24 protein-coding genes and 1 other annotated feature are annotated in these 26,246 nt (G+C 57.8%); of the genes, 19 read left to right on the forward strand and 5 right to left on the reverse strand.

All coding sequences use genetic code 11. The features are described 5' to 3' along the window. From dnaA to gyrB, 4 genes are all read left to right on the forward strand, one after another. A partial coding sequence (gene dnaA / locus ACWHWP_RS00005; protein ID WP_447854852.1) for a chromosomal replication initiator protein DnaA occupies nucleotides 1-1,395 on the forward strand: 1,395 nt, incomplete at its 5' end. Nucleotides 1,396-1,399: 4 nt separating this feature from the next. Beyond that, a complete protein-coding gene (gene dnaN, locus ACWHWP_RS00010) occupies nucleotides 1,400-2,500 on the forward strand; it encodes a DNA polymerase III subunit beta (RefSeq protein WP_010426557.1) in 1,101 nt (366 codons plus the stop codon). Next, entirely contained in the window at nucleotides 2,500-3,573 is a 1,074-nt protein-coding gene (gene recF / locus ACWHWP_RS00015; protein WP_032648574.1) for a DNA replication/repair protein RecF, read from the forward strand. The genes dnaN and recF overlap by 1 nt, the downstream gene beginning before the upstream one ends. A gap of 28 nt (nucleotides 3,574-3,601) precedes the next feature. Next, nucleotides 3,602-6,013, forward strand: coding sequence for a DNA topoisomerase (ATP-hydrolyzing) subunit B (gene gyrB, locus ACWHWP_RS00020; RefSeq protein WP_447854853.1), 2,412 nt, complete (start codon nucleotides 3,602-3,604; stop codon nucleotides 6,011-6,013). Between the two features lie 32 nt (nucleotides 6,014-6,045). Here the strand turns inward: gyrB and ACWHWP_RS00025 are convergent, their stop codons facing one another. Beyond that, nucleotides 6,046-6,981: a LysR substrate-binding domain-containing protein gene (locus ACWHWP_RS00025; protein WP_447854854.1), complete on the reverse strand. Its 936-nt coding sequence runs from the start codon at nucleotides 6,979-6,981 to the stop codon at nucleotides 6,046-6,048. Nucleotides 6,982-7,091: 110 nt separating this feature from the next. Here ACWHWP_RS00025 and ACWHWP_RS00030 point away from each other — a divergent pair, with 110 nt between their 5' ends. The 8 genes from ACWHWP_RS00030 (at nucleotide 7,092) to ACWHWP_RS00065 (ending at nucleotide 15,287) form a co-directional block, all read left to right on the forward strand. Continuing rightward, entirely contained in the window at nucleotides 7,092-8,117 is a 1,026-nt protein-coding gene (locus tag ACWHWP_RS00030; protein ID WP_447854855.1) for a zinc-dependent alcohol dehydrogenase family protein, read from the forward strand. 114 nt (nucleotides 8,118-8,231) lie between these two features. Next, entirely contained in the window at nucleotides 8,232-9,044 is an 813-nt protein-coding gene (gene yidA, locus ACWHWP_RS00035; protein WP_047347427.1) for a sugar-phosphatase, read from the forward strand. 226 nt (nucleotides 9,045-9,270) lie between these two features. Continuing rightward, nucleotides 9,271-9,960 carry a D-galactonate utilization transcriptional regulator DgoR gene (gene dgoR / locus ACWHWP_RS00040; RefSeq protein ID WP_003861109.1) on the forward strand — a complete coding sequence of 230 codons (690 nt, stop codon included), beginning with the start codon at nucleotides 9,271-9,273 and terminating at the stop codon, nucleotides 9,958-9,960. After that, nucleotides 9,957-10,835 (forward strand): 2-dehydro-3-deoxygalactonokinase, encoded by an 879-nt coding sequence (locus ACWHWP_RS00045; RefSeq protein ID WP_063431022.1) that lies wholly within the window; start codon nucleotides 9,957-9,959, stop codon nucleotides 10,833-10,835. Before dgoR ends, ACWHWP_RS00045 begins: the two co-directional genes overlap by 4 nt. Further along, a complete protein-coding gene (locus ACWHWP_RS00050; RefSeq protein ID WP_447854856.1) occupies nucleotides 10,819-11,436 on the forward strand; it encodes a 2-dehydro-3-deoxy-6-phosphogalactonate aldolase in 618 nt (205 codons plus the stop codon). The genes ACWHWP_RS00045 and ACWHWP_RS00050 overlap by 17 nt, the downstream gene beginning before the upstream one ends. After that, nucleotides 11,433-12,581 carry a galactonate dehydratase gene (gene dgoD / locus ACWHWP_RS00055; protein WP_447854857.1) on the forward strand — a complete coding sequence of 383 codons (1,149 nt, stop codon included), beginning with the start codon at nucleotides 11,433-11,435 and terminating at the stop codon, nucleotides 12,579-12,581. The genes ACWHWP_RS00050 and dgoD overlap by 4 nt, the downstream gene beginning before the upstream one ends. 87 nt (nucleotides 12,582-12,668) lie before the next feature. Further along, on the forward strand, nucleotides 12,669-14,006 hold the full coding sequence (locus ACWHWP_RS00060; RefSeq protein WP_173829319.1) for an MFS transporter: 1,338 nt from the start codon (nucleotides 12,669-12,671) through the stop codon (nucleotides 14,004-14,006). Between the two features lie 51 nt (nucleotides 14,007-14,057). Beyond that, nucleotides 14,058-15,287: a DUF3748 domain-containing protein gene (locus tag ACWHWP_RS00065; protein WP_447854858.1), complete on the forward strand. Its 1,230-nt coding sequence runs from the start codon at nucleotides 14,058-14,060 to the stop codon at nucleotides 15,285-15,287. Here the strand turns inward: ACWHWP_RS00065 and ACWHWP_RS00070 are convergent. Continuing rightward, nucleotides 15,284-15,616 (reverse strand): YceK/YidQ family lipoprotein, encoded by a 333-nt coding sequence (locus ACWHWP_RS00070; protein WP_047347433.1) that lies wholly within the window; start codon nucleotides 15,614-15,616, stop codon nucleotides 15,284-15,286. The two genes, ACWHWP_RS00065 and ACWHWP_RS00070, sit on opposite strands and share 4 nt — an antisense overlap. Before the next feature lie 248 nt (nucleotides 15,617-15,864). Further along, nucleotides 15,865-15,936 (forward strand) — a sequence feature (ROSE (Repression Of Heat Shock gene Expression) occurs in the 5'-region of heat shock genes and acts as an RNA thermometer to modulate expression.). Between ACWHWP_RS00070 and ibpA the strand changes: the two genes are divergently transcribed. From ibpA to ACWHWP_RS00085, 3 genes are all read left to right on the forward strand, one after another. Further along, nucleotides 15,930-16,340 (forward strand): small heat shock chaperone IbpA, encoded by a 411-nt coding sequence (gene ibpA / locus ACWHWP_RS00075; RefSeq protein WP_010426546.1) that lies wholly within the window; start codon nucleotides 15,930-15,932, stop codon nucleotides 16,338-16,340. (Overlaps the previous feature by 7 nt.) A 136-nt stretch (nucleotides 16,341-16,476) precedes the next feature. Then, nucleotides 16,477-16,905 (forward strand): small heat shock chaperone IbpB, encoded by a 429-nt coding sequence (gene ibpB, locus ACWHWP_RS00080; protein ID WP_447854859.1) that lies wholly within the window; start codon nucleotides 16,477-16,479, stop codon nucleotides 16,903-16,905. Between the two features lie 214 nt (nucleotides 16,906-17,119). Then, the gene (locus ACWHWP_RS00085; RefSeq protein ID WP_063957983.1) at nucleotides 17,120-18,781 is read left to right on the forward strand and encodes a putative transporter; all 1,662 of its coding nucleotides are present in this window, start codon (nucleotides 17,120-17,122) and stop codon (nucleotides 18,779-18,781) included. Here ACWHWP_RS00085 and ACWHWP_RS00090 read toward each other — a convergent pair. After that, nucleotides 18,749-19,495, reverse strand: a complete 747-nt coding sequence (locus ACWHWP_RS00090) for a GntR family transcriptional regulator (RefSeq protein WP_061096706.1) — start codon at nucleotides 19,493-19,495, stop codon at nucleotides 18,749-18,751. The two genes, ACWHWP_RS00085 and ACWHWP_RS00090, sit on opposite strands and share 33 nt — an antisense overlap. A gap of 221 nt (nucleotides 19,496-19,716) precedes the next feature. Here ACWHWP_RS00090 and ACWHWP_RS00095 point away from each other — a divergent pair, with 221 nt between their 5' ends. The 4 genes from ACWHWP_RS00095 to ACWHWP_RS00110 all read left to right on the forward strand — a co-directional run bounded on the left by ACWHWP_RS00095 (nucleotide 19,717) and on the right by ACWHWP_RS00110 (nucleotide 23,435). Beyond that, entirely contained in the window at nucleotides 19,717-21,339 is a 1,623-nt protein-coding gene (locus ACWHWP_RS00095) for an alpha-glucoside-specific PTS transporter subunit IIBC (RefSeq protein ID WP_063957982.1), read from the forward strand. Further along, nucleotides 21,336-22,658, forward strand: a complete 1,323-nt coding sequence (locus ACWHWP_RS00100; protein ID WP_063957981.1) for a 6-phospho-alpha-glucosidase — start codon at nucleotides 21,336-21,338, stop codon at nucleotides 22,656-22,658. Before ACWHWP_RS00095 ends, ACWHWP_RS00100 begins: the two co-directional genes overlap by 4 nt. Nucleotides 22,659-22,750: 92 nt before the next feature. Continuing rightward, nucleotides 22,751-23,098: a YidH family protein gene (locus ACWHWP_RS00105; RefSeq protein WP_024907384.1), complete on the forward strand. Its 348-nt coding sequence runs from the start codon at nucleotides 22,751-22,753 to the stop codon at nucleotides 23,096-23,098. Then, on the forward strand, nucleotides 23,088-23,435 hold the full coding sequence (locus ACWHWP_RS00110) for a DUF202 domain-containing protein (RefSeq protein ID WP_059311577.1): 348 nt from the start codon (nucleotides 23,088-23,090) through the stop codon (nucleotides 23,433-23,435). Before ACWHWP_RS00105 ends, ACWHWP_RS00110 begins: the two co-directional genes overlap by 11 nt. A gap of 32 nt (nucleotides 23,436-23,467) precedes the next feature. On the opposite strand, the gene dsdA is transcribed toward ACWHWP_RS00110, so the two are convergent. Both dsdA and dsdX read right to left on the reverse strand, forming a co-directional pair. Next, complete coding sequence (dsdA, locus tag ACWHWP_RS00115) at nucleotides 23,468-24,754, reverse strand: D-serine ammonia-lyase (protein ID WP_447854860.1); 1,287 nt, start codon at nucleotides 24,752-24,754, stop codon at nucleotides 23,468-23,470. A 17-nt stretch (nucleotides 24,755-24,771) separates the two neighbouring features. Beyond that, the gene (gene dsdX / locus ACWHWP_RS00120; protein WP_447854861.1) at nucleotides 24,772-26,109 is read right to left on the reverse strand and encodes a D-serine transporter DsdX; all 1,338 of its coding nucleotides are present in this window, start codon (nucleotides 26,107-26,109) and stop codon (nucleotides 24,772-24,774) included. Nucleotides 26,110-26,246 lie beyond the last annotated feature (137 nt).

Consider the following 26,246-nt stretch of genomic DNA (forward strand, 5'->3'; position numbering starts at 1 on the left):
GTGTCACTTTCGCTTTGGCAGCAGTGTCTTGCCCGATTGCAGGATGAGTTACCAGCCACAGAATTCAGTATGTGGATCCGCCCGTTGCAGGCGGAACTGAGCGATAACACGCTGGCTTTGTATGCGCCAAACCGTTTTGTGCTCGATTGGGTAAGGGACAAATACCTTAATAACATCAATGGACTGCTGAACGATTTCTGCGGAACAGACGCCCCGCAGCTGCGCTTTGAAGTGGGCACAAAGCCGGTCACCCAAACCGTACGTGAAACCGTGAACGTGGCTGCGCCTGCTCAGGCCGCACCCGCGCCGGCCCCTCGCGTCGCACCCGCTCGTCAGGGCTGGGATAATGTCCCGGCTCCGGCTGAGCCAACCTACCGCTCTAACGTTAACGTGAAACACACGTTCGATAACTTCGTTGAAGGTAAATCGAACCAGCTGGCGCGCGCGGCGGCTCGCCAGGTTGCTGATAACCCCGGTGGGGCCTATAACCCGCTGTTCCTCTATGGCGGCACGGGTCTGGGTAAAACGCACCTGCTGCATGCGGTGGGCAACGGCATTATGGCGCGCAAGCCCAATGCCAAAGTGGTGTATATGCACTCCGAGCGCTTCGTTCAGGACATGGTAAAAGCCCTGCAAAACAATGCGATCGAAGAGTTTAAACGCTACTATCGTTCCGTTGACGCCCTGCTGATCGATGACATTCAGTTCTTTGCCAATAAAGAACGATCGCAGGAAGAGTTTTTCCACACCTTCAATGCGCTGCTGGAAGGCAATCAGCAGATCATTTTGACCTCGGATCGTTATCCAAAAGAGATCAACGGCGTTGAAGATCGTCTGAAATCCCGCTTCGGCTGGGGCCTGACCGTGGCGATCGAGCCACCGGAGCTGGAAACCCGCGTCGCGATCCTGATGAAGAAAGCCGATGAAAACGACATTCGCCTGCCGGGTGAAGTGGCGTTCTTCATCGCCAAGCGTCTGCGCTCCAACGTGCGTGAGCTCGAAGGGGCACTGAACCGCGTTATCGCCAATGCCAACTTTACCGGTCGTGCGATCACCATCGATTTTGTGCGTGAAGCGCTGCGTGATTTGCTGGCATTGCAGGAAAAACTGGTCACTATCGACAATATTCAAAAGACGGTGGCTGAGTACTACAAGATCAAAGTGGCAGATTTACTGTCTAAACGTCGTTCCCGCTCGGTGGCGCGCCCGCGTCAGATGGCGATGGCGCTGGCAAAGGAGTTAACCAACCACAGTCTGCCGGAAATCGGGGATGCGTTTGGTGGCCGTGACCATACGACCGTGCTGCACGCCTGTCGCAAGATTGAGCAGTTACGCGAAGAAAGCCACGACATAAAAGAAGATTTTTCCAATCTAATCAGAACATTATCATCGTGACGCTATGAAATTTACCGTTGAACGTGAACATTTATTAAAACCGCTGCAACAGGTGAGTGGCCCATTAGGTGGCCGCCCAACGCTGCCTATTCTCGGAAACCTGCTGCTTCAGGTCGCGGACGGTACGCTGTCGCTGACCGGTACAGATCTGGAAATGGAAATGATCGCGCGCGTTACGCTGACTCAGCCGCACGACGCGGGCGCGACCACGGTTCCGGCACGTAAATTCTTTGATATCTGCCGTGGGCTGCCGGAAGGCGCTGAAATCGCCGTGCAGCTGGAAGGTGACCGTATGCTGGTGCGCTCTGGCCGCAGCCGTTTCTCGCTCTCCACGCTGCCCGCTGCCGACTTCCCGAACCTGGACGACTGGCAAAGTGAAGTTGAATTCACCCTGCCGCAGGCGACGATGAAGCGTCTGATTGAAGCCACGCAGTTCTCCATGGCGCATCAGGACGTTCGTTACTACTTAAACGGCATGCTGTTCGAAACCGAAGGTGAAGAGCTGCGTACCGTAGCCACCGACGGCCACCGTCTGGCGGTCTGTTCAATGCCGATTGGCGACTCGCTGCCAAACCATTCGGTGATCGTGCCGCGTAAAGGGGTGATTGAGCTGATGCGTATGCTCGACGGTGGCGACACGCCGCTGCGCGTGCAGATCGGCAGCAACAACATCCGCGCGCACGTGGGTGATTTTGTCTTCACATCGAAGCTGGTTGACGGTCGTTTCCCGGATTATCGCCGCGTATTGCCGAAGAATCCGGACAAAACGCTGGAAGCAGGCTGCGATAGCCTCAAGCAGGCCTTTGCCCGTGCCGCGATCCTCTCTAACGAGAAATTCCGCGGCGTGCGCCTGTACGTGAGTGAAAACCAGATCAAAATCACTGCCAACAACCCGGAGCAGGAAGAGGCAGAAGAAATTCTGGACGTCACCTACGCCGGAACCGAGATGGAAATCGGCTTTAACGTCAGCTACGTGCTGGATGTGCTGAATGCGCTGAAGTGCGAGAACGTGCGCATCCTGCTGACCGACTCCGTTTCAAGCGTACAGATCGAAGATGCCGCATCGCAGTCGGCTGCCTATGTTGTCATGCCAATGAGACTGTAATGTCGCTCACCCGTCTGTTGATCCGCGACTTTCGCAATATCGAAAGCGCGGATCTCGCTTTATCCCCTGGCTTTAACTTCCTGGTTGGCGCAAACGGCAGCGGCAAAACCAGCGTGCTTGAGGCCATTTACACGCTCGGCCACGGTCGGGCGTTTCGCAGTTTGCAGATTGGTCGCGTCATCCGCCACGAACAGGAATCTTTTGTTCTGCACGGGCGTTTGCAGGGGGCGGAGCGGGAAACCGCCATCGGCCTGACCAAAGACAAGCAGGGCGACAGCAAGGTGCGCATCGACGGTACCGACGGTCACAAAGTGGCCGAGCTGGCATTACTGATGCCAATGCAGCTGATTACGCCAGAGGGGTTTACTTTACTCAACGGCGGCCCCAAATACAGAAGAGCGTTCCTCGACTGGGGATGCTTTCACAACGAAGCCGGTTTCTTTAACGCCTGGAGCAATTTGAAGCGCCTGCTTAAGCAGCGTAACGCCGCGTTGCGCCAGGTGACGCGTTACGCCCAGCTGCGTCCGTGGGATATGGAACTTATTCCTCTTGCGGAACAAATCAGCCGCTGGCGTGCCGAATACAGCGCGGGTATTGCCGAAGACATGGCCGATACCTGCAAACAGTTTTTACCCGAATTCTCTCTCACCTTCTCCTTCCAGCGCGGCTGGGAGAAAGAGACGGATTATGCCGAGGTGTTAGAGAGAAACTTCGAGCGCGACCGCATGTTGACCTACACCGCGCACGGCCCGCACAAGGCGGATTTCCGCATTCGTGCCGACGGTGCGCCGGTGGAAGATACGCTGTCGCGCGGGCAGCTCAAGCTCCTGATGTGCGCGCTGCGCCTGGCGCAGGGGGAGTTTCTTACCCGCGAGAGCGGGAGACGCTGCCTGTACCTGATAGATGATTTTGCCTCGGAACTTGACGACGCGCGGCGCGGGCTGCTTGCCAGCCGCTTAAAAGCCACGCAGTCGCAGGTTTTCGTCAGCGCCATTAGCGCTGAACACGTTATAGACATGTCGGACGAAAATTCGAAGATGTTTACCGTGGAAAAGGGTAAAATAACGGATTAACCCAAGTTGAAATGAGCGAGAAACGTTGATGTCGAATTCTTATGACTCCTCCAGTATCAAAGTCCTGAAAGGACTGGATGCGGTGCGTAAGCGCCCGGGTATGTATATCGGCGACACGGATGACGGCACCGGTCTGCACCACATGGTATTCGAGGTGGTAGATAACGCTATCGACGAAGCGCTCGCGGGTCACTGTAAAGACATCGTGGTCACCATCCATGCGGACAACTCCGTCTCCGTCACCGATGATGGACGCGGCATCCCAACCGGCATTCACCCGGAAGAGGGCGTCTCTGCGGCGGAAGTGATCATGACCGTCCTGCACGCAGGCGGTAAGTTCGACGATAACTCCTATAAAGTTTCCGGCGGCCTGCACGGCGTAGGCGTTTCAGTGGTTAACGCCCTGTCGCAGAAGCTGGAGCTGGTTATCCAGCGCGAAGGCAAAATTCACCGTCAGCTGTATACCCACGGCGTGCCGCAGGCTCCGCTGGCCGTCACCGGCGATACCGACAAAACCGGTACCATGGTGCGTTTCTGGCCGAGCCTCGAAACCTTCACCAACGTCACCGAATTCGAATACGACATTCTGGCGAAACGCCTGCGTGAACTGTCGTTCCTGAACTCCGGCGTCTCGATTCGCCTGCGCGACAAACGCGACAACAAAGAAGACCACTTCCACTACGAAGGCGGGATCAAGGCGTTCGTTGAGTATCTGAACAAGAACAAAACGCCAATTCACCCGAATATCTTCTACTTCTCCACCGAAAAAGACGGTATCGGCGTGGAAGTGGCGCTGCAGTGGAACGACGGTTTCCAGGAAAACATATACTGCTTTACCAACAACATTCCACAGCGCGACGGCGGTACGCACCTGGCAGGCTTCCGTGCGGCGATGACCCGTACCCTGAACGCCTACATGGACAAAGAAGGCTACAGCAAAAAAGCGAAGGTCAGCGCCACCGGTGACGATGCCCGTGAGGGCCTGATTGCCGTTGTCTCCGTGAAGGTACCGGATCCAAAGTTCTCCTCGCAGACCAAAGACAAGCTGGTCTCTTCTGAGGTGAAATCGGCAGTTGAGCAGCAGATGAACGAACTGCTGAGTGAATACCTGCTGGAAAACCCGTCCGACGCGAAAATCGTTGTGGGCAAAATTATTGATGCGGCGCGTGCTCGTGAAGCGGCGCGTAAAGCCCGTGAGATGACTCGTCGTAAAGGCGCGCTGGATCTCGCAGGCCTGCCGGGCAAACTGGCTGACTGTCAGGAACGTGACCCGGCGCTGTCCGAACTGTACCTTGTGGAAGGGGACTCCGCGGGCGGTTCTGCGAAGCAGGGCCGTAACCGTAAGAACCAGGCGATTCTGCCGCTGAAGGGTAAAATCCTCAACGTTGAGAAAGCCCGTTTCGACAAGATGCTCTCTTCTCAGGAAGTGGCGACGCTCATCACCGCGCTGGGCTGCGGCATTGGCCGCGATGAGTACAACCCGGACAAACTGCGCTATCACAGCATCATCATCATGACCGATGCGGACGTCGACGGCTCGCACATCCGTACGCTGCTGTTGACCTTCTTCTACCGTCAGATGCCTGAAATCGTTGAGCGTGGCCATGTCTACATTGCCCAGCCGCCGCTGTACAAAGTGAAGAAAGGCAAGCAGGAGCAGTACATCAAAGACGACGAAGCGATGGATCAGTATCAAATCGCGATCGCGCTTGATGGCGCTACCCTGCACGCGAACTCTCACGCCCCTGCGCTGGCAGGCGAGCCGCTGGAGCGTCTGGTGTCCGAGTTCAACGCTACGCAGAAAATGATCACCCGTATGGAACGCCGCTATCCGAAAACGCTGCTGAAGGAGCTGGTCTATCAGCCAACCCTGTCCGAAGCCGATCTGAGCGACGAACAGACCGTAACCCGCTGGGTGAACGCCCTGGTGACCGATCTGAACGAGAAAGAGCAGCACGGCAGCATGTGGAAATGCGATATTCAGCAGAACGCTGACGGGCAGTTCGAGCCTATTATTCGCGTGCGTACCCACGGCGTCGATACCGACTACCCGCTGGAGCACGAGTTTGTGACCGGTCCGGAATACCGTCGTATCTGCGCGCTCGGCGAGAAGCTGCGCGGCCTGATCGAAGACGATGCGTTTATCGAACGTGGCGAACGTCGTCAGCCGGTAGCCAGCTTTGAGCAGGCGCTCGAATGGCTGGTGAAAGAGTCCCGCCGTGGCCTCGCAATCCAGCGTTATAAAGGTCTGGGTGAAATGAACCCGGACCAGCTGTGGGAAACCACCATGGATCCGGAAAGCCGCCGCATGCTGCGCGTCACCGTTAAAGACGCGATTGCTGCCGACCAGCTGTTCACTACCCTGATGGGCGATGCGGTTGAACCACGTCGTGCCTTCATCGAAGAGAACGCGCTGAAAGCGGCGAACATCGATATTTAATGTCGTTTCACTGCAAAACACAGGCCGCGCTTTTAGCGCGGCTTTTTTGTGGGCGCAGGCATATCCAGCGACAGCATTGACGGTAAACGGCTGGCGAGCATATCGACGGCAATCCTGACTCTCAGCGGCAGATGCGGCGTCTGCCGCCAGACCGCATGAACGTCGAAGCGCACATCCGGCGCCTGCTTTAGCAGCGGGACAAGTTTTCCCTGATGAATTTCTCTGCTGGCCATCCAGCAGGGCAGCCACGCAATGCCGTGTCCGGCCAGCGCAGCGTCGCAAATCGCCTGCAAATCATCCATATTGAGCGATGAGCGGGGAGTAAAGGTGTGCGACGTCCCTTCGGAATCCATCAGCTGCCAGGACAACACTCTGCCTGCGCTCAAATAGTTAATGGCCGTATGGTGGGGTAAATCAGCAACGGTTTCTGGCTGACCTCTTTTCTGCAGATAATCCGGCGCGGCGCACAGCACCATGCGGTGCTCCCCCAGCCTTCTGGCGACCAGAACGCTGCTGTCCTGAAGCGTGCCGTTACGCACCGCCATATCGAACCCTTCCTCGACGAGATCCACCACGCGATCGCTGAATGACATCTCCAGTTCAAGGCCGGGATGTTCCTGCGCCAGTTCTATCAGCAGCGGGGCGACACACTGGCGACCAAACAGTACCGGCATGGCAACGCGCAGGCGGCCGCTGACCTGCTGTTTGCCTGTTTCAAGCAGCGACTCAGCGCCCCGAATCTCCTCCAGCGCGCGCAGGCAGCGCTCATAAAAAAGCGCGCCGTTATCCGTCAGGCTCTGGCTGCGGGTGGTGCGTTGAAACAGGCGCACTCCCAGCCGCTGCTCAAGGCGAGCGATACTTTTTCCTACCGCCGAGCGTGACAAATGCAGACGAATGGCGGCCTGAGCAAAACTTCCTGCCTCAACGGCAGCCACAAATACCGGAATATCCTTTAGCGTATCGGTCATAGATTGTATCTGTTCTGGCATCAATTAAGAGAAAACTTATCGCCACTGGTGACCAGACGTCAACGGTAGACTGTCAGTACTAAAGCTTAATTGATGGCAGGAGAGAAAAAATGACAGAGACAATGCAGCGCTGGTCCATGAGCGCCCTCGGGCGCGAGAGCCTCAAACTCATTCAGGAACCTGTTCCACAGCCTGGCCCGGGCGAAGTGCGCGTACGGGTAAATGCCGTTGCGCTCAACTATCGCGATAAAATGGTGATTGAAGGCACGATGCCGATTCCGCTTTCCTTCCCGTTTACACCGGCGTCTGACATGGCGGGCGTGGTGGACAGCATCGGCGAAGGCGTTACGCGTTTCAAACCCGGTACGCGCGTCATCTCAACCTTCTTCCCTGAGTGGATCGACGGTAAGCCCCAGGCGGACGCGCGCAATCTGCCCTATAAAACGTCCGGCGGATACTTCCAGGGCATGCTGGCCGAGTATGTGATTGTGAGTGAAGACGCGCTGGTGGCATCCCCGGAGACCCTGAATGATGCAGAGGCCAGCACCTTACCCTGCGCAGGGCTAACCGCATGGTTCGCGCTGGTGGAGCGTGGAAACTTGCGCGCCGGGCAATCGGTGCTGGTGCAAGGTACCGGCGGCGTGGCGATTTTCGCTTTGCAAATTGCCAAAGCGCACGGCGCAGAGGTGTTTGTCACCTCGGGGAGCGATGAAAAACTGGCGCTGGCTAAAAAGCTGGGGGCCAGCCATGGCATCAACCGTCTGAAAGGCGACTGGGCTGAAAAAATGTTGGCACTGACGCAGGATCGCGGCATCGACCATATTATCGAAACCGTGGGTGGGGAGAACCTGAAGCATTCCCTGCGCGCCGTTGCCGTTCATGGACGTATCTCGGTCATTGGCGTGCTGGCCGGGACGGACATTTCGCTGTCCGCTGGAGAGCTGTTGCTGAAATCCCCGGTTATTCAGGGGATTGGCGTTGGTCATCGCCGGGCGCTGGAAGATTTCGTCCGTGCCGTTGACGTCACGGGTCTGAAACCGGTGATTGAGCATCGCTACCGCTTTGATGAACTCGAAAAGGCGCTCGAACATCTGGATCGCGGCGCGTTCGGTAAAATTGTTCTCACCCGCGAGTGAGTCGTCGTTCCCCGGGATGGGCGTAAAAGGGGTGTTTTGTTGCGCAAGGTAGCTCTATTTTTGTGGGCTTAATCGCGTTAGCATGAGGCAGCACTCATTTATCCCGGGGAACTCATGGCTATCAAACTCATTGCAATCGATATGGACGGCACGCTGCTGCTGCCAGACCACACTATCTCTCCAGCCGTTAAAAACGCGATCGCCGCGGCGCGCGCAAAGGGCGTGAATGTGGTCCTGACCACGGGGCGTCCGTATGCCGGCGTGCACAGCTACCTGAAAGAGCTGCACATGAATCAGCCTGGCGACTACTGCATCACCTATAACGGCGCGCTGGTGCAGAAAGCCGCGGACGGCAGTACCGTTGCGCAAACCGCGCTGAGCTACGACGACTACCTGTTCCTGGAAAAACTGTCCCGCGAAGTGGGTTCACACTTCCATGCGCTCGATCGCAATACGCTCTACACCGCCAACCGTGATATCAGTTACTACACGGTACATGAATCCTACGTGGCGACCATTCCGCTGGTGTTCTGCGAAGCCGAGAAGATGGATCCGGCCACCCAGTTCCTGAAAGTGATGATGATCGACGAACCCGAGATCCTGGATAAAGCGATTGCGCGCATTCCGGCTGAGGTAAAAGAGAAGTACACCGTGCTGAAAAGCGCGCCGTACTTCCTCGAAATCCTCGATAAACGCGTTAATAAAGGCACGGGCGTAAAATCGCTGGCCGATGCTTTAGGCATTAAGCCTGAAGAGATCATGGCGCTGGGCGATCAGGAAAACGACATCGCGATGATTGAATTTGCGGGCATGGGCGTGGCGATGGATAACGCCATTCCGTCGGTGAAAGAAGTGGCTAATTTCGTGACCAAATCCAACCTGGAAGACGGTGTGGCCTACGCGATTGAGAAGTTTGTCCTGCAGTAATCGTTTTTTCATTTCATCAGCCTCGGTTATCAACCGGGGCTTTTTTTTACGCTGAATTTATTGAATTGTTCTTTTTGTGATCTGTATTGTAGTACAACATTATTTGATTGTACTACATTGTCGCTACGGCAAAGACGAACGCCCTCACGTTTGTACTGCAAAAGTGAGGTGAAATTCAGCGGTCGCGGTAAAGTAGTGATGGACATACAGAGCACAAGGACTCTCCATGACTCTCAATAAAACCGATCGCATCGTCATCACGCTGGGCACCCAGATTGTGGGGGGCAAATACGTTCCCGGTTCGCCGCTACCGGCAGAGGCTGAACTGTGTGAGGAGTTTGAAACCTCGCGCAACATCATCCGGGAAGTCTTCCGCTCGCTGATGGCGAAGCGGCTGATTGAAATGAAACGGTACCGCGGCGCGTTTGTCGCCCCGCGCAACCAGTGGAACTACCTCGATACCGACGTGCTGCAGTGGGTGCTGGAAAACGACTACGACCCGCGGCTTATCGGCGCGATGAGCGAGGTGCGAAACCTGGTGGAACCGGCCATCGCCCGCTGGGCGGCGGAACGCGCAACGTCAGGCGACCTGGCGCAGATTGAGTCGGCTTTAAACGACATGATCGCCAATAACCAGAACCGGGAGGCGTTCAACGAGGCGGACATTCGCTACCACGAAGCGGTGCTGCAGTCGGTGCATAACCCGGTGCTACAGCAGCTTAGCGTGGCGATTAGCTCGCTACAGCGGGCGGTATTTGAACGTACCTGGATGGGCGATGAGGCCAACATGCCGAAAACGCTCCAGGAACATAAAGCGCTGTTCGATGCGATACGGCATCAGGACGGCGATGCGGCAGAGCAGGCGGCGCTCACCATGATCGCCAGCTCGACACGAAGGCTGAAGGAAATCACATGACATCTCGCTACATCGCAATTGACTGGGGATCGACCAATCTGCGCGCCTGGCTTTATCAGGGCGAGCAGTGCCTGGAGAGCAGGCAATCAGAAGCAGGCGTGACGCGCCTGAACGGTAAATCCCCCGAGGCGGTGTTAGCAGAGGTCACACAAAACTGGCGCGATAGCGCCACGCCGGTGGTAATGGCGGGTATGGTCGGCAGTAACGTAGGCTGGAAAATAGCGCCTTATCTGCCTGTTCCTGCCCATTTCTCCACTATTGGCGAGCAGTTAACGTCCGTTGGCGACAATATCTGGATTATTCCCGGTTTGTGCGTCTCTCGCGACGATAACCACAACGTGATGCGCGGCGAAGAGACGCAGCTGCTTGGCGCGCGCATGCTTTCTCCTTCTTCTGCCTACGTTATGCCCGGCACCCACTGCAAGTGGGTCCAGGCTGACGCTGAGCAAATCCATGATTTTCGCACCGTGATGACCGGCGAATTACACCATTTGCTGCTCAATCACTCGCTGGTGGGCGCGGGGTTGCCTGAGCAGAAAACGTCCCCTGAGGCCTTTACCGCCGGTCTTGAGCGTGGCCTCGCCTCGCCTGATGTTCTGCCGTCTCTTTTTGAGGTTCGCGCCTCGCACGTGCTGGGAAGCCTCCCGCGCGAGCAGGTTAGCGAGTTTCTTTCTGGCCTGCTGATTGGCGCAGAGGTCGCCAGCATGCGTGATTTTGTCGCGCAGGGGCAGGCTATCACGATTGTCGCAGGCGCATCGCTGACCTCGCGCTACGAGCAGGCGTTCCGCGCCATTGGGCGCGATGTTTCAACGGTATCCGGCGACACGGCATTTCAGGCAGGAATAAGGAGCATCGCTCATGCAGTGGCAAACTGATCTTCCCCTTATCGCTATCTTGCGCGGCATTACGCCCGGCGAAGCGCTGGAGCACGTTGGCGCGGTTATCGACGCCGGGTTCGACGCGGTAGAAATCCCGCTCAACTCCCCGGAATGGGAAAAAAGCATTCCGGCCGTGGTGGAGGCCTTCGGTGAGAAGGCGCTGATTGGCGCAGGCACCGTGCTGCACCCGGAGCAGGTGGATGAACTGGCGAAAATGGGCTGCAAGCTTATCGTCACGCCCAACATTCAGCCTGAGGTGATCCGCCGCGCGGTGGGTTACGGCATGACCGTCTGCCCGGGATGCGCAACCGCCACGGAAGCCTTTACTGCCCTCGATGCGGGCGCGCAGTCGCTCAAAATTTTCCCGTCGTCGGCCTTTGGACCGGACTACATCAAAGCGCTGAAAGCGGTCTTACCCGCCAGCGTGCCGGTCTTTGCCGTGGGCGGCGTAACGCCAGAAAACCTGGGCCAGTGGATGAGCGCGGGCTGCGTGGGCGCGGGGCTGGGCAGCGATCTCTATCGCGCCGGACAGCCCGTGGAACGTACCGCGCAGCAGGCGAGAGCATTTGTGAAAGCGTATCGAGAGGCAGTGAAATGAGAATAACCAAACTTACCACGTACCGTTTACCCCCGCGCTGGATGTTCCTGAAAATCGAAACCGATGAAGGGGTTGTGGGCTGGGGCGAACCGGTGATTGAAGGGCGTGCGCGCACCGTTGAAGCCGCGGTGCATGAGCTGGGCGAGTACCTGATTGGTCAGGATCCAGCGCGCATTAACGACCTTTGGCAGGTGATGTACCGCGCGGGTTTCTACCGCGGCGGCCCGATCCTGATGAGCGCCATCGCTGGCATCGACCAGGCGCTGTGGGATATCAAAGGCAAAGTGCTGAACGCGCCGGTCTGGCAGCTAATGGGCGGCCTGGTGCGCGACAAAATCAAAGCCTACAGCTGGGTGGGCGGCGACCGTCCTGCGGAGGTTATCGACGGCATCACGCAGCTGCGCAACATCGGCTTTGACACCTTCAAGCTCAACGGCTGCGAAGAGATGGGCGTTATCGACAACTCGCGTGCGGTCGATCGTGCCGTGAATACCGTGGCGCAAATCCGTGAAGCCTTCGGCAACGAGATTGAGTTTGGTCTGGATTTCCACGGCCGCGTCAGCGCGCCGATGGCCAAAGTGCTGATTAAAGAGCTGGAGCCGTATCGCCCGCTGTTTATCGAAGAGCCGGTGCTGGCCGAGCAGGCGGAGTACTATCCGAAGCTGGCTGAACAGACCCACATTCCTATCGCGGCGGGTGAACGTATGTTCTCTCGCTTCGAGTTCAAGCGCGTGCTGGAAGCGGGCGGTATTGCGATTCTGCAGCCGGATCTCTCCCACGCGGGCGGCATCACCGAATGCTACAAAATTGCCGGGATGGCAGAAGCCTATGATGTGGCGCTGGCGCCGCACTGCCCGCTCGGACCGATCGCGCTGGCTGCCTGTCTGCACGTCGACTTTGTCTCCCGCAACGCCGTGTTCCAGGAGCAAAGCATGGGCATTCACTATAACAAGGGCGCGGAACTGCTCGATTTTGTGAAAAACAAAGAAGACTTCAGCATGGACGGCGGTTTCTTTAAACCGTTAACGAAGCCGGGCCTGGGCGTAGAAATTGACGAAGCCAAAGTCATTGAGCTCAGTAAAAACGCGCCGGACTGGCGTAACCCGCTGTGGCGTCATGAGGACGGCAGCGTAGCGGAGTGGTGATGGCCCTCCCGTAGGCCCGGTAAGCGAAGCGCCACCGGGCAATAAAAACGTACATACAAAAATATAACCCTCTGTAAATTACAGGGCATGGTGAGCGGCTTCGCTATGCCCAAAATCTGGAGACAGATTGCGATGGATATTCCAGTTACTGCAGCAAAAACCGGGCGTCGCCGCTACCTGACGCTGATCATGATTTTTATTACCGTGGTCATTTGCTATGTCGACCGCGCTAACCTTGCCGTGGCATCGGCCCATATTCAGGAAGAGTTTGGCATCACCAAAGCGGAAATGGGCTACGTCTTCTCGGCGTTTGCCTGGCTTTATACGCTCTGTCAGATCCCCGGCGGCTGGTTCCTTGACCGGGTGGGGTCACGTCTGACTTACTTCATCGCCATTTTCGGCTGGTCCGTGGCGACCCTGTTCCAGGGCTTCGCGACCGGGTTGATGTCGCTGATTGGCCTGCGCGCCATCACCGGTATTTTCGAAGCGCCGGCATTCCCCACCAACAACCGCATGGTGACCAGCTGGTTCCCGGAACACGAGCGCGCCTCCGCCGTTGGCTTTTATACCTCCGGTCAGTTTGTCGGTCTGGCATTCCTGACGCCGCTGCTGATCTGGATCCAGGAACTGCTGAGCTGGCACTGGGTGTTCATCGTCACCGGTGGGATTGGCATTATCTGGTCGCTGATCTGGTTCAAGGTTTACCAGCCGCCGCGTCTGACCAAAAGCATCACCAAAGCCGAGCTGGACTACATCCGCGACGGCGGTGGCCTGGTGGATGGCGATGCGCCGGTGAAAAAAGAGGCGCGCCAGCCGCTGACCAAAGCGGACTGGAAGCTGGTCTTCCACCGTAAGCTGGTGGGCGTGTATCTGGGGCAGTTTGCGGTCACCTCAACGCTGTGGTTCTTCCTGACCTGGTTCCCGAACTACCTGACGCAGGAGAAGGGGATCACCGCGCTGAAGGCGGGCTTTATGACCACCGTACCGTTCCTGGCGGCCTTCTTCGGCGTACTGCTCTCCGGCTGGCTGGCCGATAAGCTGGTGAAAAAAGGCTACTCGCTGGGCGTGGCGCGTAAAACGCCGATTATCTGCGGGCTGCTGATCTCCACCTGCATCATGGGCGCCAATTACACTAACGATCCGGTGTGGATTATGACCCTGATGGCGCTGGCGTTCTTCGGTAACGGTTTCGCCTCGATCACCTGGTCGCTGGTGTCGTCTCTGGCACCGATGCGGCTGATTGGCCTGACCGGCGGCGTATTTAACTTCGTTGGTGGGCTGGGCGGCATCACCGTGCCGCTGGTTATCGGCTACCTGGCGCAGGACTACGGCTTTGGTCCGGCGCTGGTCTATATCTCCGCCGTGGCGCTGATCGGTGCGCTCTCCTACATTCTGCTGGTGGGCGACGTTAAACGAGTAGGCTAAATCCCGCTGATGTTTTACCCTGATGCGAAAACCGCGCATCAGGGTATCCTCATGAAACAAATCACCTTCGCTTCCCGTAACCACCAGCTCACCAATATCAATACCTGGACGCCGGACAGCCAGTGGCTAGTCTACGACGTGCGTCCGTCGGGCGCGTCGTTCACCGGTGAAACCATTGAGCGGGTTAACGTCCATTCGGGCGAGGTGGAGGTGGTTTATCGCGCCACTGACGGCGCGCACGTCGGCGTGGTGACCGTTCATCCTTCCCAGGAGAAATACGTCTTTATTCACGGCCCGAAAAACCCGGATGCAGACTGGCACTACGATTTTCATCATCGCCAGGGGGTAATTGCGCATCACGGCCAGGTGAGCAATCTGGATGCGATGGATATCACCGCGCCTTACACCGCAGGCGCGCTGCGCGGCGGCAGCCACGTCCACGTCTACAGCCCGAACGGGCAGTTCGTCAGCTTTACCTATAACGACCATGTCCTGCACGCGCGCGACCCTAAGCTTGATTTACGCAACGTCGGCGTGGCTGCGCCTTACGGCCCGGTGAACCCGCAGGGGAACCATCCCCGTGAATATTCGGGAACCTTCTGGAGCGTGCTGGTCAGCCGCACGACGCCTAACCCACAGCCGGGCAGCGATGAAATCAACCGCGCCTATGAAGAGGGCTGGGTGGGCAACGACAGGCTGGCGTTTATCGGCGATACCCTTTCTGCGCAGGGTGAAAAAGTGCCTGAACTGTTTATCGTCGACCTGCCGGAAGACGAGCAGAGCTGGAAGCGTGCGGGCGATGCGCCGCTGCAGGGCACGGCAGAAACCTTGCCTGCGCCGCCCGCGGGGGTGATGCAGCGCCGGTTAACCTTTACCCATCAGAACCGCTATCCGGGTCTGGTGAACGTGCCGCGCCACTGGGTTCGCAGCAACCCGCAGGGGACGCAGATCGCGTTTCTGATGCGTGATGAAAACGGTACGGTTCAGCTGTGGTTAATCTCACCCGAGGGCGGCGAGCCGCGCCAGTTAACCCATACGGAGAGCGGCATCCAGTCTGCATTTAACTGGCATCCTTCCGGCAACTCTTTGGGGTTTGTGCTCGAAAATCGGATCGCCTGCTGCGACGCGCGGACCGGGAAGGTGACGTTTTTGACGTCCAGTCACGGCAATCCGCCGTCTGCTGATGCGGTGGTGTTTTCCCCGGACGGGCGCTTTATTGCGTGGATGGAGGAGACAGGCGGTTTCCGTCAGCTGTGGTTAACGGAAACCGCGCAGAACTAGCGTGGAGGCATTTCAGCGGGCGGGATGACGGCGTTTGTCGCCAGGTTTTCCTGCTCGCTTTTTTCTACCCGTGAGCGCACGGAGTTGTCCTTACGAAATATATCCCACGGCAGCAGAAGCGTATCCGCCACAGCCGTAAACGGCATATCCAGGATAACCAGGGATTTGGTGCCCCAGTTTGTATCGTCATCGGAGATCATTTCCGCGCTGGCACGGGTCCCCGGATATGTTCCTTCTTTACCGCCGGTGTGAGACATCACGCTCGAACACCCGCAAAGTAAAACTACCCCGCTGAACGTCGTCAGCTTTATCAGAACATTTTTCATCATCACTCAGTCATCGTTAATGGCACTGCATAGACCTGCAACTCAGGGTTATAGCGAGCCTTATCCAAAATGGATAGCCCGACAACCCCGCACTGTGGCAGCCATCGCAATTTAACCCTTTGTGCTGTTGTCCCAGTCTATGCGAGATGCACAAAAGTGCAAAAAAAAGTGCAGCCCTGGCGCTTGAAAAGCCCGGTTGCAGACCCATTTTAAGAATGTGGCCCGATAACGAACTCGCCTGATGGGTGTTCGGGGGCACAAAGGCCTGTCCATGGTGGAAGGCTACATTTTCTCGCTGATTTCAGGAGTTTTATTTATGCGTAACTTCGATCTTTCTCCGCTATACCGTTCTGCAATTGGTTTTGACCGCCTGTTTAACCATTTAGAAAATAACCAAAGCCAGAGCAACGGCTACCCTCCATACAATGTTGAGCTGGTTGACGAAAACCACTACCGCATCGCTATTGCCGTCGCCGGTTTTGCAGAAAACGAACTGGAGATCACCGCGCAGGACAACCTGCTGGTGGTGAAAGGTTCCCATGCGGCCGAGCAGAAAGAACGTACCTACCTTTACCAGGGCATCGCCGAGCGCAACTTTGAACGCAAGTTCCAGTTAGCCGAGAACATTCACGTTAAAGGCGCGAACCTGGTTAACGGCCTGCTGTTTATCGAACTGGAACGTGTGATTCCGGAAGAGAAAAAACCGCGCCGTATCGAAATTAACTAATTACGCGGGTCGCGTGAGCGGCCCACCCAGAATTGCTTGCCGTAACGGGAGCATATGCGAATCCATCAGGATTCGCAGGAACAACTGCGCACAAAATTAAACTGTGCCGAACTCGCTTCTCAGAAGGAGATTTAGTATGCGTAACTACGATTTATCCCCCTTACTGCGTCAGTGGATTGGTTTTGACAAACTGGCTAACGCCCTGCAAAGCAGCAATGAACAACAGACGTTTCCGCCGTACAACATCGAAAAAAGTGACGATAACCACTATCGCATCACCCTGGCGCTGGCCGGTTTCCGCCAGGATGACCTGGATATCCAGCTTGAAGGCACCCGTCTGACCGTGAAAGGGACGCCGGAAAAAGAAGAGACCGAAACCAAATGGCTGCATCAGGGGCTGGTTAATCAGCCGTTTAGCCTGAGCTTTACCCTGGCAGACCATATGGAAGTGTCCGGCGCAACGTTTACCAACGGGCTGCTGCATATCGACCTGCTCCGCAACGTGCCGGAAGCCATCGCGCCGCAGCGTATCGCCATTAGCGAGCGTCCGGCGTTGAATAGTTAATCCGCTTTTTTGCCGGGTGGCGGCTGCGCCTTACCCGGCCTACCAAACCGGCCGATCCTGTAGGTCGGGTAAGGCGCAGCCGCCACCCGACAATACTCACAGACCGCACAAAGCCCTGCCCCGGCAGGGCTTTTTTGTGCGCCATCGCCCATACAACCGCCTGCGGCTCTGAGAGAATCCTTAACATAACTAAGGTTATGCAAGGAAGTGGATCATGAGTGATATCGCGTTAACCGTCAGCGTGTTGGCCCTGGTCGCTGTTGTTGGATTATGGATCGGTAATATCAAAATCCGCGGCGTCGGGTTTGGGATTGGCGGGGTGCTGTTTGGCGGCATTTTTGTCGGGCACTTCGCCGACAAGCTCGGGCTGGTCCTCAGCGCCGACATGCTCCACTTTACTCAGGAGTTCGGCCTGATCCTGTTCGTCTATACCATTGGCATTCAGGTGGGGCCGGGCTTTTTCGCCTCTCTTCGGGTCTCCGGTCTACGGCTCAACCTGTTTGCCCTCGGCATTGTGGTGATGGGCGGGCTGGTCACCGCGATCCTGCACAAAATCTTTGCTATCCCGCTGCCCGTGGTGTTGGGCATTTTCTCCGGGGCGGTCACCAACACGCCTGCGCTCGGCGCGGGCCAGCAAATCCTGCGTGACCTGGGTATCGAACCCGGCATTGTCGACCAGATGGGGATGAGCTACGCCATGGCCTATCCGTTTGGGATTTGCGGCATCCTGCTCACCATGTGGCTGGTACGCGTCCTGTTTCGCATCAACGTCGACAAAGAGGCGAAGGACCACGAAACGACGCTCACCAACGGCCATATGCCGATCAAAACCATCAACGTTCGCGTCGATAACCCCAACCTGAACAACATGGCGATTCAGGACGTGCCGATCCTGAACAGCGCCAATATTATCTGCTCGCGCCTTAAGCGCGACGAGATGCTGATGGTGCCCGCGCCGGGCACCGTTATCCAGCAAGGCGATCTGCTGCACCTGGTCGGCCAGCCCGGCGATTTAAACAACGCGCGGCTGGTGATTGGGCAGGAAGTGGATACTTCGCTCTCCACCCGCGGCACCGATATGCGCGTGGAGCGCGTAGTGGTGACTAACGAGCAGGTTCTGGGCAAGAAAATACGCGATCTGCAGGTGAAAGAGCGCTATGACGTGGTCATCTCCCGGCTTAACCGCGCTGGCGTCGAGCTGGTCGCCAGCCCGGAGGCGAGCCTGCAGTTCGGGGATATCCTCAACCTGGTCGGGCGACCGTCGTCCATTGACGCCGTCGCAGATATGGTGGGCAACGCCCAGCAAAAACTGCAGCAGGTGCAGATGTTGCCTGTGTTTATCGGCATCGGGCTTGGCGTGCTGCTGGGCTCCATTCCGGTGTACGTGCCGGGCTTCCCGGTCGCGCTCAAGCTGGGCCTGGCGGGCGGGCCGCTGATTATGGCGCTGATCCTCGGGCGTATTGGCTGCATCGGTAAGCTCTACTGGTTTATGCCGCCGAGCGCTAACCTCGCGCTGCGCGAGCTGGGCATTGTGCTGTTCCTGGCGGTAGTTGGGCTAAAATCCGGCGGGGATTTTGTCGATACCCTGGTCAGGGGGGAAGGGATGAGCTGGGTCGGCTACGGCATATTCATCACGGCGATCCCGCTGCTGACGGTAGGCATACTGGCGCGTATGTTCGCCAAAATGAACTACCTGACGCTGTGCGGCATGCTCGCGGGCTCAATGACGGACCCGCCCGCGCTGGCCTTTGCCAATAACCTGCACGCCACCAGCGGCGCGGCGGCGCTGTCCTATGCCACCGTCTACCCGCTGGTGATGTTCCTGCGCATCATCACCCCGCAGCTACTGGCGGTGCTGTTCTGGGGGATAGGCTAGTAAATCTTCCGGGTGGATGCGCCGCAGATGGTAGTCCACCTGGTAATCGCTGGTATTTCGGAACATGACGGAATAGTTGAGGAACTCGCCGCTGTCGCTGTAGGAAAGAGAGGTAATGCGCAGCAGCGGCGTCTGTTCCGGTAGATTCATATAGCCAGCCAGCTGTTTATCTGCCAGCACCGGCGTCAGGCTCTCGTAGTTGCCGCTGATGGTAATCCCGCACTCCTTCTCGATGTAATCAAACTTTGACCCTTCAAGATGCGCCAGAGAGAGGTTGCGGAACAGCTTCACCGGCATAAAGCTGTCCTCCAGCATCAGCGGCTTTCCGTCCACGTAGCGCACCCGTCGGGAAAAATAGATCCGCTCATCCACCTGAATCCGCAGCTGGCTGGCGATGGCGGGCGGCGCGGGCATCACTTCAAACTGCAGCACCTTGCTCTGTACCTCTTTCCCCTGCTGGCGCAGCACCTCCACCAGCCCGGTCAGGTTGGTGGTTTCGTGGTGAACGTCTTTACGCGAAACAAACGTGCCGCTGCCGTGCCGCCGCTCAACCAGACCCCAGCTCACCAGCAGATCCAGCGCCTTGCGGATGGTCATTCGCGCCACGCCAAACTCCTGCGCCAGCGCTTTTTCGCCCGGCAGCGGGCTGCCGATGTTGTAGTCCGACGAATTCAGCCGCAGCCGCAACCTGTCGGCGATTGATTTGTAGATCACCAGTAGACCTCTCTGCCCTTATCAGGGCGTGGATGGCGTCCTGACATGTCCATATTTACAGCAAAAAGTAGACCTGATTGGTCAAAATAAAACCATGAATGCGATCACGAATCGCAGCGGCGCGCCATGTTCGCGCATCGGTAAGTTCTTATGCTCACCTCAGGCCAGCAAAAAACCATAAAGGCCTCTACCCCTACAGGTTGTTTCATGAGGATTTAAAAATGCTCAGTCAAATACAACGTTTTGGCGGTGCCATGTTTACCCCGGTGTTGCTGTTTCCGTTCGCCGGGATTGTGGTCGGAATCGCCATCATGCTTCGCAACCCGCTGTTTGTCGGCGAAGCCTTAACCGCCCCCGATCATCTTTTCGCGCAGATTGTTCACATCATTGAAGAGGGCGGCTGGGCGGTGTTTCGCAACATGCCGCTGATTTTTGCCGTCGGCCTGCCGATTGGCCTGGCGAAGCAGGCGCAGGGCCGCGCCTGTCTGGCGGTGCTGATTAGCTTCCTGACCTGGAACTACTTCATCAACGCGATGGGCATGACCTGGGGCCACTTCTTTGGCGTCGACTTCTCCGCCGAACCGACGGCGGGTAGCGGGCTGGCGATGATTGCCGGGATCAAAACGCTCGATACCAGCATCATCGGCGCCATTGTGATTTCAGGCATCGTCACCGCCATCCACAACCGCTACTTCGACAAGCCGCTGCCGGTCTTTCTGGGGATTTTCCAGGGCAGCTCCTTCGTCGTTATCCTCGCGTTCTTCGTCATGATCCCCTGTGCCTGGCTGACGCTGCTGGGCTGGCCGAAAGTGCAGATGGGCATCGAGTCCCTGCAGGCGTTCCTGCGCTCTGCCGGTGCGCTGGGCGTGTGGGTGTATACCTTCCTGGAACGGATTCTGATCCCAACCGGATTGCACCACTTTGTCTACGGTCCGTTCATCTTCGGCCCGGCGGCGGTGGAAGGCGGTATCCAGGTTTACTGGGCGCAGCACCTGCAGGAGTTCAGCCAAAGCACCCTGCCGCTGAAAACCCTCTTCCCGGAAGGCGGGTTCGCGCTGCACGGCAACTCAAAAGTGTTTGGCTCGGTGGGGATTGCATTCGCTATCTGGTACACCGCGTCGCCGGAAAACCGCGTCAAGGTGGCGGGGCTGCTGGTCCCGGCTACGCTCACCGCCGTGCTGGTGGGCATTACTGAACCCCTCGAATTCACCTTCCTGTTTATCTCGCCGCTGCTGTTTGCCGTGCACGCCTTGCTGGCAGCCACCATGGCAACGGTGATGTACGCCTTCGGCGTGGTCGGGAACATGGGCGGCGGCCTGCTGGACCAGTTCCTGCCGCAAAACTGGATCCCGATGTTCCATAACCACGCCTCGACGGTATTCACCCAGATCGGCATCGGCGTCTGCTTCACCGGGATCTACTTCGTGGTCTTCAAAACGCTGATCGAACGTCTGAACCTGAAAACGCCGGGCCGGGAAGAGAGCGAAATCAAACTCTACAGCAAGGCCGACTATAAGGCGGCGCGCGGGCAAACCACCGCCCCGGCAGCGGCCAGCCAGCAGGTCGGGCAGGCTGCCGGGTTCCTTCAGGCGCTCGGCGGCGCGGCCAACATCGAAAGCATTAACAACTGCGCCACCCGCTTGCGTATCGCCCTGGTCGATATGGCGAAAACCCAAAGCGATGACGTCTTCAAAGCCCTCGGCGCCCACGGCGTGGTGCGACGCGGCAACGGCATTCAGGTGATTGTCGGCCTGCACGTTCCTCAGGTGCGCGACCAGCTGGAATCGCTGATGAAAACCCCTTTAACAAATGAACAAACCACCCTGACAGAGGCTATATCATGAAAAAATTCTCAGTTGTCATTGCAGGCGGCGGCAGCACCTTTACGCCTGGTATCGTCCTGATGCTGTTAGCCAACCGTGACCGTTTCCCGCTGCGCGCCCTGAAGTTTTATGACAACGACGGCGCGCGTCAGGAAACCATCGCCGAAGCGTGCAAAATCATCCTCAGGGAGCAGGCGCCGGAGATTGAGTTCAGCTACACCACCGATCCGAAAGCGGCGTTTAGCGATGTGGATTTCGTGATGGCGCATATCCGCGTGGGCAAATACCCGATGCGTGAAAAAGATGAAAAAATCCCGCTGCGCCACGGCGTGCTGGGCCAGGAAACCTGCGGACCTGGCGGGATTTCCTACGGCATGCGCTCTATCGGCGGCGTGCTGGAGCTGGTGGACTATATGGAGCAGTACTCCCCGAACGCGTGGATGCTGAACTACTCCAACCCGGCGGCGATTGTTGCGGAAGCCACGCGCCGCCTGCGTCCGAACGCTAAAATCCTCAATATCTGCGATATGCCGATCGGCATTGAAGGGCGTATGGCGCAGATTGTCGGCCTGAAGGACCGCAAAGAGATGCGCGTGCGCTACTATGGCCTGAACCACTTCGGCTGGTGGACGTCGATTGAAGATCTCAACGGCAAAGATCTGATGCCGAAACTGCAGGAATACGTAGCGAAAAACGGCTATGTTCCGCCTTCGGAAGATGCGCATACCGAAGCGAGCTGGAACGATACCTTTGCCAAAGCAAAAGACGTGCAGGCGCTGGATCCGGACACCATGCCGAACACCTACCTGAAGTATTACCTGTTCCCGGACTACGTGGTCGCGCATTCCAACCCGGAACGCACCCGCGCCAATGAGGTCATGGATCACCGTGAGAAGCACGTGTTCAGTTCCTGCCGGGCGATTATCGAGGCGGGAAAATCCTCCGCCGGTGAGCTGGAAATCGACGAACATGCCTCGTACATCGTCGATCTGGCAACCGCGATTGCCTTCAACACCCAGGAGCGGATGCTGCTGATTGTGCCAAACAACGGGGCCATCCATAACTTCGATGCCGACGCGATGGTGGAGATCCCGTGCCTGGTGGGCCATAACGGACCGGAGCCGCTCACGGTGGGCGATATTCCACACTTCCAGAAAGGGCTGATGAGCCAGCAGGTGGCGGTGGAAAAACTGGTGGTGGATGCCTGGGAGCAGCGCTCGTATCAGAAACTCTGGCAGGCTATCACCCTGTCGAAAACCGTGCCGAGCGCGTCCGTCGCGAAAGCGATTCTGGATGATCTGATCGAGGCCAACAAAGCGTACTGGCCAGAGCTGCATTAATCGTCCTGACCGGCATCGCCCGATGCCGGTCTCCTTGTCCTTGTCGATTTACGCTATGCTGAAGCCTGCCCGTAGCACGACAAGGAACCTTCATGAAAATTTCCCGCCTCGGCGAGGCGCCGGACTACCGCTTCTCTCTGGCTAATGAACGCACGTTCTTAGCGTGGATCCGCACGGCGCTCGGTTTTCTGGCGGCAGGCGTCGGCCTCGACCAGCTCGCGCCTGATTTCGCCACGCCGCTGATTCGCGAAGTGCTGGCGCTGTTGCTGTGCCTGTTTGCGGGCGTACTGGCGATTTACGGCTACCTGCGCTGGCTGCGCAATGAGAAGGCGATGCGCCTGAAGCAGGATCTGCCCTATACGCGCGGGTTACTCATCATCAGCGCAATCCTGCTGGCGGTGGCGGGCGTGGTGATGGTGCTGGTGTTCTATGGCGGATAGCCGCAAAGCGCGACGCGAAGCGGACCCCGGCCTGCAGCCGGAGCGGACGTCACTGGCCTGGCTGCGCACGCTGCTGGGGTATGGCGCGCTGATTGCCCTGGCGATTAAGCACAACTGGCACCGCACGGGGGGGCCATTCTGGATCTCAATTATCGTGCTGGCGCTGGTGGCGATTATTTTATGGCGCTATACCCGCAGCCGTAACCTGATGGACGTGGCGCAGGATGACTTTGTACAGCCGAAGGCGGTGCGGGATAAGTTCCTCATCGCCCTGGCCGTGCTGTCGCTGTCACTGCTGTTTGCTGTCACCCACATTCAACAAATTTTGCACCTGTAGGCCGGGTAAGGCGCAGCCGCCACCCGGCATAATTACTTCCCTTTCGCCAGATACTTCGCCATCTCGTCTTCCGGTACCATCCCGCCGCCGGTCGCCCACACCAGGTGGGTAACGTTGGTATGCGAATGAACGCGCTGCGGCCCAGCCATCCCCGCCAGCGCAGACGGTTCCAGCCGAATGCCTTCCTCCTGCGCCAGCCAGCCGAGCATGTCGTACATGCTCTGGTCGGAAAGCGTATAGAACCCGTCGAGCAGGCGCTCCATCGCGCGGCCCACGAAGCCGGAGGCGCGTCCTACCGCCAGCCCGTCCGCTGCCGTGACGTTATCAATGCCCAGATCCTGTACCGCAATCTCATCGTGCAGGCCGGTGTAAACGCCCAGCAGCATGCACGGAGAGTGTGTGGGCTCCGCGAAGAAGCAGTGGACGTTGTCACCAAAGGCCAGCTTCAGGCCAAACGCCACGCCGCCTGGGCCGCCGCCGACGCCGCACGGCAGGTAGACGTACAGTGGATGCTCCTCATCCACCACCCGGCCCTGTTCGGCAAACTGCGCCTTCAGGCGCTCGCCCGCCACCGCATAGCCCAGGAATAAGGTGCGGGAGTTTTCATCGTCGATAAAGAAGCAGTTCGGATCGCTTTCCGCCGCTTTGCGGCCCTGCTCCACCGCCACGCCGTAATCCTGCTCGTATTCCACAACGATAACGCCGTGGCTGCGCAGTTTGGCCTTTTTCCACTCGCGGGCGTCGGCGGACATATGCACCGTCACCTTAAAGCCAATGCGTGCGCTCATGATGCCGATAGACATCCCCAGGTTGCCGGTTGAGCCCACGGCGATGCTGTACTGGCTGAAGAAGTCCTTAAAGCGCGGCTCCAGCAGAACGCTGTAGTCGTCTTCAGTGCTCAGCAACCCGGCTTCCAGCGCCAGCTTTTCCGCGTGGGTCAGCACCTCATAGATGCCGCCGCGCGCTTTAATCGAGCCGGAGATCGGCAGATGGCTGTCTTTTTTCAGCAGCAGCGTGCCGGGAATGGATTTGCCAGACTCTTTCTCCAGCCGCGCCTGCATTGCCGGAATGGCGACCAGTTCGGATTCGATAATACCGCCCGTTGCCGCCGTTTCCGGGAAGGCTTTCGCCAGGTACGGCGCGAAGCGGTTGAGGCGCGCATGCGCGTCTTCCACGTCGGCTTTGGTCAGCCCGACATACGGCAGCCCTTCTGCAAGCGTGGTGGCGTTCGGGTTGAGCCAGATGGTTTCTTTCAGGGCAATCAGATCCTCAACCAGAGGAAACCGTGCGGTTAAAGTAGTGATAGTTGCGTTTTCCATAATACGTCTCTTCGCGCTCAGATAATGAAGGAAAGCAGGAATGTGCCGCCAAGTGCAAGCACCGAGGCGATAAACGTCGCCGTCGTATAGTATTTGAAGGTCTCATTCAGGGTCGCGCCGCAGTATTGCTTCACCAGCCAGAAAAGAGAATCGGTCACGATCGTGCAGCCAATAGCGCCGGAACCGATGGCAATGGTGATGATCTCCGGGCTTACGTTCGGGTAGAGCGGCAGCATCGGCGCGACTATCGCCGTCGCCCCCATCATCGCCACCGTGGCGGAACCGACGGCGGCATGCAGCACCAGCGCCACCAGCCAGGCGAGCAGGATAGGGTGCATATGCAGGTTCGAGAGAATATGTGCCAGCGAGTCCGCCAGCCCGCTGGTTTTGAGGATGGAGTTAAACGCGCCGCCCGCGCCGATAATCAGCAAAATGTTCGCGATAGAGCCAAAGCCGTGCTCCGTATGGGTGAGCATTGCGCCCATGCCCATGTGCTGGCGGATCCCCAGCAGGTAGTAGGCGACAAACACGGCGATAAACATCGCGGTGATCGGGTTGCCGATAAACTCCAGCAGGGTATACAGCGTGCCTTCTTTCGCCATATTCAGCTCGGCGATGGTCTTCACCAGCATCAGAGCAATCGGCAGCAGCACGGTGAACAGCGTGGCGCCGAGCGACGGCAGGGTATGCTCATCCCGCACCTTCAGGTCTGAAAATTCCGCCGGAACCGGCTTATACGGCAGACGATCGCCGAGCAGTTTCAGGAACAGCGGACCACCGACCAGAGACGCCATCAGGCCCACCATCAGACCGTAGACAATCACCGTTCCGACGTCCGCACCTAGTTTGTTGGTGACAAACAGCGCCGCCGGATGCGGAGGCACCACGCAGTGCACCGCCATCAGCGCGGTACAGAGCGGAATGGCCAGCTTGAGCAGCGACGTGTTGGTCTTTTTGGCGATGGAAAACGCCAGTGGGATCAGCAGTACCACACCCACTTCCACGAACAGGGTAATGCCGCAGATAAGGCCCACCAGCACCATAATCACGTCTGCTGACAGCCAGCGGCAGCGCTGTAGCGTAATTCCGATGCGCTCTGCCGCGCCGGACACTTCCATCATTTTGCCGAGAATAGTGCCAAGGCCGATAACCGCCGCCAGGAAGCCCAGCGTACCGCCAATGCCGCTCTCAATGGCGTTCACCATATCCAGCGGGCTCATCCCCATCATTGCGCCGACGAAAAAGCTCGCCAGCAGCAGCGCGAGGAACGGGTGAAACTTCAGTTTTACGATGGTTAAAACAATCAACACGATGCTGACAAGCAGCGTAGCCACAACCCAGACCTGAGATCCCATATCTCACCTCACCCTTATGTCATCTGGGGGTATTGGACGAAAAAACGGCGTGGGCTGACAAACGATATAAATTGGCGTTCAGGTGAGCCAGATTGGATCAACTGAGTGACTGAACTCTAAAAAGCGCAGTTATTTTG

Source organism: Enterobacter sp. WI-ESBL-E8, from assembly GCF_053364895.1.

Bases quoted from the DNA above. Each gene is read 5' to 3' on its own strand.
- dnaN (WP_010426557.1), top strand. From the start codon at position 1,400: ATGAAATTTACCGTTGAACGTGAACATTTATTAAAACCGCTGCAACAG.
- recF (WP_032648574.1), top strand. From the start codon at position 2,500: ATGTCGCTCACCCGTCTGTTGATCCGCGACTTTCGCAATATCGAAAGC.
- gyrB (WP_447854853.1), top strand. From the start codon at position 3,602: ATGTCGAATTCTTATGACTCCTCCAGTATCAAAGTCCTGAAAGGACTG.
- ACWHWP_RS00025 (WP_447854854.1), bottom strand. From the start codon at position 6,981: ATGACCGATACGCTAAAGGATATTCCGGTATTTGTGGCTGCCGTTGAG.
- ACWHWP_RS00030 (WP_447854855.1), top strand. From the start codon at position 7,092: ATGACAGAGACAATGCAGCGCTGGTCCATGAGCGCCCTCGGGCGCGAG.
- yidA (WP_047347427.1), top strand. From the start codon at position 8,232: ATGGCTATCAAACTCATTGCAATCGATATGGACGGCACGCTGCTGCTG.
- dgoR (WP_003861109.1), top strand. From the start codon at position 9,271: ATGACTCTCAATAAAACCGATCGCATCGTCATCACGCTGGGCACCCAG.
- ACWHWP_RS00045 (WP_063431022.1), top strand. From the start codon at position 9,957: ATGACATCTCGCTACATCGCAATTGACTGGGGATCGACCAATCTGCGC.
- ACWHWP_RS00050 (WP_447854856.1), top strand. From the start codon at position 10,819: ATGCAGTGGCAAACTGATCTTCCCCTTATCGCTATCTTGCGCGGCATT.
- dgoD (WP_447854857.1), top strand. From the start codon at position 11,433: ATGAGAATAACCAAACTTACCACGTACCGTTTACCCCCGCGCTGGATG.
- ACWHWP_RS00060 (WP_173829319.1), top strand. From the start codon at position 12,669: ATGGTGAGCGGCTTCGCTATGCCCAAAATCTGGAGACAGATTGCGATG.
- ACWHWP_RS00065 (WP_447854858.1), top strand. From the start codon at position 14,058: ATGAAACAAATCACCTTCGCTTCCCGTAACCACCAGCTCACCAATATC.
- ACWHWP_RS00070 (WP_047347433.1), bottom strand. From the start codon at position 15,616: ATGATGAAAAATGTTCTGATAAAGCTGACGACGTTCAGCGGGGTAGTT.
- ibpA (WP_010426546.1), top strand. From the start codon at position 15,930: ATGCGTAACTTCGATCTTTCTCCGCTATACCGTTCTGCAATTGGTTTT.
- ibpB (WP_447854859.1), top strand. From the start codon at position 16,477: ATGCGTAACTACGATTTATCCCCCTTACTGCGTCAGTGGATTGGTTTT.
- ACWHWP_RS00085 (WP_063957983.1), top strand. From the start codon at position 17,120: ATGAGTGATATCGCGTTAACCGTCAGCGTGTTGGCCCTGGTCGCTGTT.
- ACWHWP_RS00095 (WP_063957982.1), top strand. From the start codon at position 19,717: ATGCTCAGTCAAATACAACGTTTTGGCGGTGCCATGTTTACCCCGGTG.
- ACWHWP_RS00100 (WP_063957981.1), top strand. From the start codon at position 21,336: ATGAAAAAATTCTCAGTTGTCATTGCAGGCGGCGGCAGCACCTTTACG.
- ACWHWP_RS00105 (WP_024907384.1), top strand. From the start codon at position 22,751: ATGAAAATTTCCCGCCTCGGCGAGGCGCCGGACTACCGCTTCTCTCTG.
- ACWHWP_RS00110 (WP_059311577.1), top strand. From the start codon at position 23,088: ATGGCGGATAGCCGCAAAGCGCGACGCGAAGCGGACCCCGGCCTGCAG.
- dsdA (WP_447854860.1), bottom strand. From the start codon at position 24,754: ATGGAAAACGCAACTATCACTACTTTAACCGCACGGTTTCCTCTGGTT.
- dsdX (WP_447854861.1), bottom strand. From the start codon at position 26,109: ATGGGATCTCAGGTCTGGGTTGTGGCTACGCTGCTTGTCAGCATCGTG.